General features: G+C 38.1%; 12 protein-coding genes. 4 read left to right on the top strand and 8 right to left on the bottom strand.

Translation table 11 applies throughout. The annotated features are described in order from the left end of the window. Window positions 1-100 precede the first annotated feature (100 nt). Complete coding sequence (gene nfsA, locus B5J94_RS12230; RefSeq protein WP_062501682.1) at window positions 101-883, bottom strand: oxygen-insensitive NADPH nitroreductase; 783 nt, start codon at window positions 881-883, stop codon at window positions 101-103. A 419-nt stretch (window positions 884-1,302) separates the two neighbouring features. Between nfsA and smpB the strand changes: the two genes are divergently transcribed. Beyond that, on the top strand, window positions 1,303-1,770 hold the full coding sequence (gene smpB, locus B5J94_RS12225) for an SsrA-binding protein SmpB (protein ID WP_062499996.1): 468 nt from the start codon (window positions 1,303-1,305) through the stop codon (window positions 1,768-1,770). A gap of 39 nt (window positions 1,771-1,809) precedes the next feature. Here smpB and B5J94_RS12220 read toward each other — a convergent pair whose 3' ends face one another. Continuing rightward, window positions 1,810-2,751: a competence protein CoiA family protein gene (locus B5J94_RS12220; RefSeq protein ID WP_062499997.1), complete on the bottom strand. Its 942-nt coding sequence runs from the start codon at window positions 2,749-2,751 to the stop codon at window positions 1,810-1,812. 99 nt (window positions 2,752-2,850) lie between these two features. On the opposite strand from B5J94_RS12220, the gene B5J94_RS12215 reads away from it, so the two are divergent. Beyond that, a complete protein-coding gene (locus B5J94_RS12215) occupies window positions 2,851-3,222 on the top strand; it encodes a hypothetical protein (protein WP_062500000.1) in 372 nt (123 codons plus the stop codon). A 90-nt stretch (window positions 3,223-3,312) separates the two neighbouring features. After that, on the top strand, window positions 3,313-3,888 hold the full coding sequence (locus B5J94_RS12210; RefSeq protein ID WP_143821998.1) for a hypothetical protein: 576 nt from the start codon (window positions 3,313-3,315) through the stop codon (window positions 3,886-3,888). A gap of 43 nt (window positions 3,889-3,931) precedes the next feature. On the opposite strand, the gene infC is transcribed toward B5J94_RS12210, so the two are convergent. Beyond that, complete coding sequence (infC, locus tag B5J94_RS12205; RefSeq protein ID WP_062500004.1) at window positions 3,932-4,453, bottom strand: translation initiation factor IF-3; 522 nt, start codon at window positions 4,451-4,453, stop codon at window positions 3,932-3,934. Window positions 4,454-4,612: 159 nt separating this feature from the next. After that, entirely contained in the window at window positions 4,613-5,125 is a 513-nt protein-coding gene (locus B5J94_RS12200; RefSeq protein ID WP_062500006.1) for a hypothetical protein, read from the bottom strand. Window positions 5,126-5,284: 159 nt separating this feature from the next. Here B5J94_RS12200 and B5J94_RS12195 point away from each other — a divergent pair, with 159 nt between their 5' ends. Beyond that, window positions 5,285-5,470 (top strand): hypothetical protein, encoded by a 186-nt coding sequence (locus B5J94_RS12195; RefSeq protein WP_062500008.1) that lies wholly within the window; start codon window positions 5,285-5,287, stop codon window positions 5,468-5,470. Window positions 5,471-5,554: 84 nt separating this feature from the next. On the opposite strand, the gene B5J94_RS12190 is transcribed toward B5J94_RS12195, so the two are convergent. The 4 genes from B5J94_RS12190 to thrS all read right to left on the bottom strand — a co-directional run bounded on the left by B5J94_RS12190 (window position 5,555) and on the right by thrS (window position 9,643). Beyond that, a complete protein-coding gene (locus tag B5J94_RS12190; RefSeq protein WP_062500010.1) occupies window positions 5,555-6,247 on the bottom strand; it encodes a hypothetical protein in 693 nt (230 codons plus the stop codon). 63 nt (window positions 6,248-6,310) lie between these two features. After that, window positions 6,311-6,664 (bottom strand): hypothetical protein, encoded by a 354-nt coding sequence (locus tag B5J94_RS12185; protein WP_062500012.1) that lies wholly within the window; start codon window positions 6,662-6,664, stop codon window positions 6,311-6,313. 2 nt (window positions 6,665-6,666) lie between these two features. Beyond that, on the bottom strand, window positions 6,667-7,584 hold the full coding sequence (locus tag B5J94_RS12180; protein ID WP_062500015.1) for a coiled-coil domain-containing protein: 918 nt from the start codon (window positions 7,582-7,584) through the stop codon (window positions 6,667-6,669). Between the two features lie 130 nt (window positions 7,585-7,714). After that, window positions 7,715-9,643 (bottom strand): threonine--tRNA ligase, encoded by a 1,929-nt coding sequence (gene thrS / locus B5J94_RS12175; protein WP_062500017.1) that lies wholly within the window; start codon window positions 9,641-9,643, stop codon window positions 7,715-7,717. Window positions 9,644-9,756: the final 113 nt, after the last annotated feature.

The following is a 9,756-nucleotide window of genomic DNA, read 5'->3' as shown; positions in this document are numbered from 1 at the left end:
GAATACAGTTGCTACAAATCTACCCCAAAGGTATGGTTGATTAACAATGCCTTTTTATAAAAAAGAAAAAGCCGAACAATTGTCCGACTTTTTGGTTTGCTTAGCGTTTGGCAAAGCCTTGTTTTTGTAGGTAGTCCAGCATAAACGGACGCACATCCCCGCCAAAGGTCTCGGCGATTTGAGCCCTCCAGTCCAGCTCCAAACCACGACCGCCATAGTAGGCTTTAACTTCATCATTATAAGCGGACAATACGTTATCGCTTGGGGTTTGATAGGTGTCGGTTGAGACAATGACATCAAGCGGTAGGCGTGGACGTTGCGATTGGTTGATTTTAGAGTTCCAATCAGGGTGTCCCAAACACAGCCCAAACAGTGGCACAACGTGTTTTGGCAAAGCCAATAGCTCGCTTGCTCGCTGAATGTCGTTACGCAGTGAGCCGATATAGACCCCGCCCAATCCTAGACTCTCGGCAGTTGCCAGCATATTTTGAGCCATGAGAGCCGAGTCAATCGCCCCGATAAGCATGACTTCTGTCCAGTCGGTATTGACATCAGCAAGGGCATGATGACGATAAGCGTCCATGCAAAACACCAGATATTCGGCACAGTCTTCGACATAGCCATGCCCCAACCGCTTGCCTTGGGCTAACAGTTCGTTATATTTGTCTTCGCTTAGGTTGTTGGAGATTTGACGAAATGCCGTCCGCTTTGCCTTATCACGCACACGCACCACACTCACCGCTTGTAGGTAGCTTGATGTTGAGACGGCACGCCCTGCTTCTAAGATAGCAGTTAGCATTTCATCAGAGATTGGCTCGCCAGTGTATTTACGCACCGAGCGGTGATTTAGCAAGGTTTCTAGGGTTGGTTTTGAGTCTAACATGGCAAATCCTATGATGATAAATTTGCCTTATCTTATCAAGTATTACCCCCAAAGGCAAATGCTGTTTTATTGGACAAATGTAACAGGGGCGTGGGTTTGTTTGTAATTATCCGCCAAATCTCTTATAATGGGTAGGGCGTGCCTACCCTTGATAACATTCTTATAAAATAAGGTAAAAATTTAACGCTTTAATCCATTTTTGCATGAAAAATGGCTATCCGACCACTTAATTCGGGTAGATTTTACGATTTTAACTTAATTTTTTAAAATTAAGTGGTCGGATTGTTTTTCATCGTCAAAATCCTTGTTGATATTTTAATATCAACGGCGGACTTTTCCTTGAAAAACGTGCGATTTCCCCTATTTTTCATTGCAAATACCAAAGGCAGGCACGCCCTAGACAATATTGAGATATAAATATGGCAAAAAAACCATCAAACCAAATCTGTGCCAACAAAAAAGCTCGCCACGAATACTTTATCGAAGAGACCTTTGAAGCGGGTCTATCGCTTGAAGGTTGGGAAGTCAAATCGATACGAGCAGGCAAAATGGCAATCACGGACGCTTATGTGATTTTTAAAAATGGCGAAGCGTTCTTGTTCGGGGCTCACATTCAGCCCCTACTGACCAGCTCCACGCACATCAACCCCGACAATATCCGCACCCGCAAACTGCTTTTGCACCGCAAGCAGATTGACAAACTCTTTGGCATGGTCAATCAAAAAGGCTATGCGGTCGTCCCTTTGTCCTGCTACTGGAAAGGCAGTCGAGTCAAATGCGAAATCGCCTTAGCCAAAGGCAAAAAACTCCACGACAAACGAGCCACACTCAAAGAACGTGATTGGCAAATGGATAAAAAACGTGGCTTTAAGGCGGACATGAGATAAATAAAGGGCGTGTTGCCCTTTATTTGTGTTGGGTGGATTTTAATCAATAAACAACAACTGAGTTAATTTGCTTTTTATTTTGCCTGATGAAAAATCCGCTTCAAAAACAAACTCGGCTTGGCACGGCAATGTTACATCTTTATACAGATGAAAATTCTCCGAACCCTTAATCTTAAATTGCTCAAAAGTATGACCAATAGCCCCTTCTCTGGTTTGGTTGTCTGTAAAAGGTCGAATTGCTGTAACCACCAAATTGTCATAATCAATAGAGCGTCCATAATTATTAAAAGTACCTTTTGATTTATGTAAACCGACAACGGTAAAAACAGGATTATTACTTGACATAGTATCACTCTCTTTTAAATGATTGGATAGATTTTGTTGAATTGGTTGATTGTTTAATAATGGATTTTGGCCAATTATCTTCTCCTTAGGATAAATCCAAGTTTTATTTTCCAAATGATGAATGATATAATTACTGATAAATGGATTGGGTATTTCCATGTCGGTATTTAAAAATATACTCAAATCAATTTCAATGGTTTTTATGCCCAATTTTTCAATAAAAGCTCTTTTTTCATCATGAATAAAATATGTAACCGCAATTTCTATAAATACCATATCGTCATCACTAATTGCAACCAAATCGGGTCTGATATTGCCGACATTTTGTTCGGGATTTATGGTGTGAAATTGCCATAATTTTTCATGTTTATCATCGCTATTTGGCAAGGCAGGTAGATAAATTTGTTTTTGTGTCATAATGACTTCTTTGGCATATTTATGTAAAATACTCTCAGGACTGATATAACAGCTTTCTTTATTGCTGGCATGGGCAAAATGATGTTCCTTAATATCACCTTTTTTGGCAACCACACTTTCGCCACATTCAAAGCAAAAACATTGGCAAGCCAAACCACGCTCTACTTGCTGGATATTAACTAATTGATTGGACTGATTAACAGCGATTTTCATTAACATGGACATACTCCGATTAAAAGATGAGTGTATTATCCAAATTTTTGATGAGCGAAAACACCCTAAAAACAGGGTAAAAAGGTTTTTACAAGGTTTAAGCATATGAAAAATAATGAAATTTTAATTTTTGAAAAACCCAATGAATTGTTAATAAGACAACCAAACAAAACGCAGTCTCGCACGCATTTGCAAATATTGGTTAATCGTGTCATGTCAGTATATGACAATCAACAAAAGAATTTAACACCCAAAATGACAAAATGGGATATTTTGGACGATGAATTTAAGGATGATAAAAACAATCCAAAATCATGTAATGCAGAGAGAATAAAACCAGAAAATATAAAAAAGGAATTACAAAGAGTTGTCTTTAACAACAACCAAATTATCTCTGATTTTTTAGAATTAGGATTTATGCCTGTTTTTAAAGAATACAAATCAGACGGCGGTCGCAATAATCCCAGCTATTATTGACTAGAGGTAGAAAAAATTGATAATGACAATCAAGCCATAGAAAGAGAAAACACAATAAATAAAGTTTATTATGAACACAGGGACAAGTCTTTGGTAAAAATATCTTTATTTTCAAAAATATTTTTTGATAAAAATTATGAGCTGCATATGTTTAGCTTTAAAGGAATTTTACTAATTGCAGTATTAATGCTTGGTTTTTTATTAACTTTATTTATCTTGGTTTTTTCCGTTATTTTTATGGCGTTAATTCAGCATTTGTTAAGCATTGGTTTATCTACTTTAATCATCTATTCATCATTTTTTGTTTTATTTTTCTATACTTTTTATTATTTTTATATTCCATTAAACAAAATCGTAACACATCGTATTGTTAAGGCTCCATTGTTATTCAAGTCTCTTACTCATGATAATGCCGAAATAGAATTTTTCGGAAAAACAAAAGACTATAAATACAACATTGCACGCATTACCGAAATCCGAGCAGTATGCCCGATTTGCACCGCACCGATTTTACTCATGAATGGTAAACCCGACCAATCCGCCCCATTGGTAGGAAGGTGCATAGAAGCTCCGCACGCTCATGTATACAGTTTTGACCGTGTTCTAATGACGGGGTATTTTTTGGGACATCCCATGTATTTACAAGAACAGCCAACCGATGAATAAACAAAAACCCCAATCGGCATTGATTGGGGTTTTGGGATTTAACTCACTTCTTCTTAGCAGGTCCTAGGAGCATACCCATTTGGCGACCTTCTACCTTGGGGGCTTGCTCTACGCTGGCTATCTCTTCGGTATCTTTGATGATACGTTCAAGTTGGGTTCGTCCAATCTCTTGGTGGCTCATCTCACGCCCACGAAAACGAATGGAGACTTTGACCTTGTCTTTGTCTTCTAGAAATTCAACGATTTTACGCAATTTGACCTGATAATCCGCTTCTTCGGTACCAGGGCGTAGCTTGATTTCTTTGACTTGGGTCTGTTTTTGGTTCTTTTTGGCTTCTTTGGCTTTTTGCTTTTGTTCGTACAAATAGCGTTTGTAATCCATGATTTTGCAGACGGGTGGTCTTGCGTCTGGCACAATCTCAACCAAGTCCAGATTGTTTTCACGAGCGGTCTCTAATGCCTGTTTTAGGCTTACCACGCCAAGCTGTTCGCCGTCTGCCTGTACTAGGCGGACTTCTTTGGCACGAATGTCTTCATTGACATTTAGACGATTTGACGGTTTAATGGGTCATACTCCAAATAAAAAGATAGACCCTTATTTTACTTAAAAATTGTGGGGATTTCAAGGGGTCTTGGAAAATAAAGCCACTTCAGCTCAGTTGTTTTAAGGGTAAATGGCGGACTTGGGGTGGTTTTGGTATTATTTTAATTAAGCCCAACATGCCTACAACTGCTTTTTATCAATGGTAAAACCCAGACCATCAATGACCCATTCATTGTTATTATTGAGCTTTGTACCTATGCCGATTTCACAATCTTTGGTAATTTTTTGATAATAAAAATTTGATAAAGGGTGGGGATTACCAAATAGTTGATAATTTTGCTCAGTTAATATATCATCAAAATCTTTGACTTCAAAATTTGGCGAAAATTCTAATATTAAAAATTGTACCTTATCTGTATTTCTAAGTTCAATTTTATCAACAAAAGTGTATTTAGATGCATTGGTTTTAATTGGTGTATAATAGCAAATGTTAAAAGCACCATTTTCACATTGTTCATCAAATGAACTGTTAAAATAGTTTTCCAAGTCTGATTTTGAATAATTTGACATTGATGAAAAATCATCAACCATTGTTAAAATAATATCAAGTTTTTGATTGTTGGTGGGATTTGCAAAACTTTGATTGTTCATTATGATTGCCCCGCAAATTAACAAAATTTTTAAACTTTTCATAAAATTTTCCTTAAAAAAATTATTTTATTACCATAACATACCCATACAAAAATACAAGCCATAATAAAAGCAATTGCCCATTGATTTGCTATGAATGATTTGACAAACTTATCCAAATCCGATACCATAGTAAAAATATCAATTTAGTAAGGCAAATTTATGACCGTACTTACTTTGCACATTCCTGATGAATTATCCACCCAAGCTGATAAATTTGGATTATTAAATGAACAATCCATTTTGCTTGCTTTTCGCCAATTTTTAGAACAAAAAAAGTCCAAAAAGCAAGAGCTTGGCGGAGCGGAAGGGTTGGTGAAATTTATGGCGGACGATTTTAATAGGTGATTGAAATGGTTGTTTGTTAATAGTTCCAATATTTGAGTAATAAGGTGCGAAATACAGACCTTATGATATCATTTAATGGATTTACTAACCCAATAATAAGCGAGATTGGGATAAATTATCACCAATATCATCAATTTTTGTTTTATTTTTAAAATAAAATATATCATCATGAGTATAGTCCATAATCCCCAATGCCATATCATACATATAGGGTTTGATGTAATTATTCACTTTTGATGATAATATTATTCCACCAGCTAACCCAACAACTGTTCCGCCGCCAAAGGTTGTACCACCTCTTGCTACATCAACCATCATTCCAGTCTTAACAGATGCCCCAATTAAAGCGGTTGTAACCCCATAACGGGATAAATAAACAATCGCCTTAATCATCTTAATCTTATCTTGTTGTGATTTGGAAACACCCTGATATTCGTTATTAACCTTTGACATTTCACTTAATAGTTTTATTCCTACAATAATCTCACCAAGAACAGGGATAAATTCTGCGGAACTGTCAAAGAAATCTGCACCGTGATTAGCAATTAATTGCTCTGCATTCTCTGCAATTTGTGTACTAAATTCTGCATTAGAAATGTCAATATTAATAAATTGATTGACTAATTCTGGGTGCATTGACAAAATTTTGTCTTGAATTTCGGTACTGGTAGCAAATAAAACATCAGGATTTTCAAGCATTCTATCTTTAACTTCATAGGCATAATTCTCTCCACCCATTTTTGCTTGCACTAATATTTCTTGACCATCAGCATTCACGCCTTTAATATCCCAAATGGGCTGTGTGGCACTTTCAGCAATGCTAAAAGTGTAGCCATCAAACTACTCACCAAGCCTATCAGTTAATTCTATTTCGTAAATTTTTCCTTTAATGCGGTCGATATAACTTGTTAGATTTTCTATGTCCGTATCAGCACCTTTTGCGAGCAGGTCTTGATATAAACTTTGATTTTCTGCTAAATTTGGATATTGACTAGCAAATCCTTCTGCAATGTTATCATCAACATTAAACTCATTAAAAGCATACAATAAGGCAACTTCGGTGGCAATACCGATTTCAATCGCTATACTTTCCTTTTTTTGAAGTTCTATTTCTTTAACCAGCGACTTTAAATTAACAAATTTTTTATCGCAAGGAATTTGTCTTAAATCGTCTATGTAGTTTACCGACCTCATAATTAACCCTTAAATAGTGCTATAATTATTGCAAATATTGCCAAACCAATTGCAATTTTGTTTAGTAATTTGCTGTTATTTTCTTGCTCATTTTGCTGTTGATTTAGAACTTCAATCTCTTGCAAAAGCTCTGTGTATTTTTTTGTGAGTTGTTGGTTGGTTTTTTCATTGGCTGAAATTTCTTTACCAATCTGCCCTTTTATCTGAACAATGGTTGTATTTAGTTTTTGGTATTGATTATCTGTATTTTGTTGGGTTTTTTCTATATTTTTTAAAATAGCTTGATATTTTAACTCATTTTGATTATGAATTTCAGAAGTTTTCTTAATGTCTTCTGATAGCTTTTGAGTTAATCTTGATAGTTCTTCTATTTTTTCCTCTATTTTTTGAATTTTTAATTCAAAATCTTCAAATGTCTTATCTATATTATTTAGAGCAGATTGATGCCTTAATTCATTTTGTTTTTGATTATCAGAAACTTTATTTACTTCTTCCGATAATGTTTGTATCTTGATATTTTGCTGATTGTTTTCTTGGTTAAGTAAGTCTTTGATTTCAGTAATGCTGACAATCAACCCTTTATAGCGAGTATCAATATCTTGCATTGTTACATCAAATAACTTAGAAAGCTCCTTACTATCATCTTGCAGTTCTTGGAAGTAAGTCTGTGCTTGATTGGATAAATTAGCAAAGCTCGTCTTAAGATTATCAATAACGCCAAGTTCTTGATTTAGCTTATTGTCTAAATCTTTTAGAGTTGTGCTTATTTGAATATTTTTTGATGAATTTTGTTGGCTTAATAGACTGGTTGTTTTTAGCTGTTCGTGCATTTCTAACACTCTTGGAATGAGTGCTTGGTTAATTTTATCTTGCTCTTCCCAAAATTTAACTTTTTCAACAATTTTAATATCTTTACTCATTTTTTACGCCACAATTATCCGTTGTTTTTTTTGAATTATATCAAATTTGCAAAAAAAAACAATTCTTTTAAATTTTTATAAAAAAATCCACCCAAAACACCCTTTGAGTGGATTTTAATATCAAGCCAAATTATTCGCTTTTTGGCTCAACCCTACCTTTCTTCTCAATCGCCCCATTTAACACTTTGACAAAGTTATCAAGCGACATACTTCCCAAATTCTTGCCTTCACGGGTGCGGACATTGACCGTGCCACTCTCCACTTCTTTATCACCCAAAATCAGCATGAACGGAATGCGTTCTAGGGTGCGTTCACGAATTTTAAAGCCAATTTTTTCGTTACGCAAATCGCTCACGGCACGATAACCCTTGGCATTTAGCTTGGCGACCACGTCATTCACGCTGTCCGCTTGCTTATCGGTGATGTTCATCACAACCGCTTGGGTTGGGGCAAGCCATGCTGGGAAAAAGCCTGCATAATGCTCAATCAAAATACCAATAAAACGCTCAAACGACCCCAAAATCGCACGGTGGAGCATGACAGGGCGTTCGCGTTCGCCCGATTCGCCCACAAATTCAGCATCCAAGCGCTCTGGCAAGTTAAAATCAAGCTGTAATGTGCCACACTGCCACACACGCCCTAGGCAGTCTTTTAGGCTAAATTCAATCTTAGGGCCATAAAACGCCCCTTCGCCTGCTTGTAGCTCCCAGTCAAGCCCTGCTTCGTCCAATGCGTCCGCTAGGTCTTTTTCTGCCAAGTCCCACAGCTCATCAGAGCCGACACGCTTTTCGGGGCGGGTGGAGAGTTTCATGGCGATGTTATCAAAGCCAAAATCCTTGTACACGTCAAGCGTTAATTTAATAAAATCAAGGGCTTCGGAGCGGATTTGAGCATTGGTACAAAAGATGTGAGCGTCATCTTGGGTAAAGCCACGCACACGCATAATCCCATGCAACGCCCCAGACGGCTCGTTGCGGTGGCATGAACCAAATTCGGCAAGGCGTAAGGGCAAATCACGGTAGGATTTTAGCCCTTGATTAAATACCTGCACATGGCAAGGGCAGTTCATGGGCTTAATGGCATAATCACGGTTTTCAGACGATGTGGTGAACATATTCTCGGCATAGTTTTCCCAATGCCCAGAACGCTCCCACAGACTTCTGTCCACGACTTGTGGCGTTTTGATTTCAAGATAGCCGTTATCCTTTTGGATTTTACGCATATACTGTTCTAGCACTTGCCAAATCGTCCAGCCGTTGGGGTGCCAAAACACCATACCGGGGGCTTGCTCTTGTAAGTGGAATAGCCCTAGCTGTTTGCCGATTTTGCGGTGGTCTCGCTTTTCGGCTTCTTCTATGCGTTTGATGTAGGCTTGCAAGTCTTTTTTGTCCGCCCACGCTGTGCCGTAGATACGTTGTAATTGCTCGTTTTTGGCATCGCCTCGCCAGTACGCACCGCTCATCTTGGTTAGGGCAAATGCCTTTAAAAAGCGAGTGTTGGGGACGTGCGGGCCTCGGCACATATCAATGTATTCTTGATGATAATATAGTCCCATGTGCGTTTCATCAGGCATATCTTCGACTAGGCGAAGTTTGTAAGTTTCGCCACGCTCCGAGAAGGTTTTGATGACCTCATCTCGTGGGGTCATTTTTTTAATCACATCATAATCTTGGTCAATGAGCTTTTTCATACGTTCCTCAATTGCCTTCATGTCCTCAGGCGTAAAGGGGCGTTCGCTATAGATGTCATAATAAAAGCCGTCCTCGATGACGGGTCCTATGACCATTTTGACCTCAGGGTAGAGCTGTTTGACGGCATGACCGAGCAAGTGGGCACAGGAGTGGCGGATAATCTCCACGCCCTCGGGATTTTTTGGGGTGATAATCTCTACGGTAGCGTCTGTTGTGATAGGGTCGCAGGCATCTACAAGCTGACCGTTTACACGCCCTGCCACGGTGGCTTTGGCAAGTCCTGCACCGATGTTTTGGGCGATTTGCATGACGGTGGTATGTCCGTCAAATTGTCTGATACTGCCGTCTGGCAAAGTAATGGCTACCATAGGATTCTCCTAGATGTGGCGTTGGTAGTGATATTTGTTACAATCAAATATATAACCGCTACCATGGATTGGTTTAAAAAGAAAAGTGCATACATGAACCGACCCCCAAATCT

This window comes from Moraxella lacunata, assembly GCF_002027545.1.
In the GTDB taxonomy this organism is placed as follows: Bacteria; Pseudomonadota; Gammaproteobacteria; order Pseudomonadales; family Moraxellaceae; genus Moraxella; species Moraxella lacunata.
Note: the sequence above shows the minus strand (reverse complement) of the source record. Positions and strands in the feature narration are given on the sequence as shown.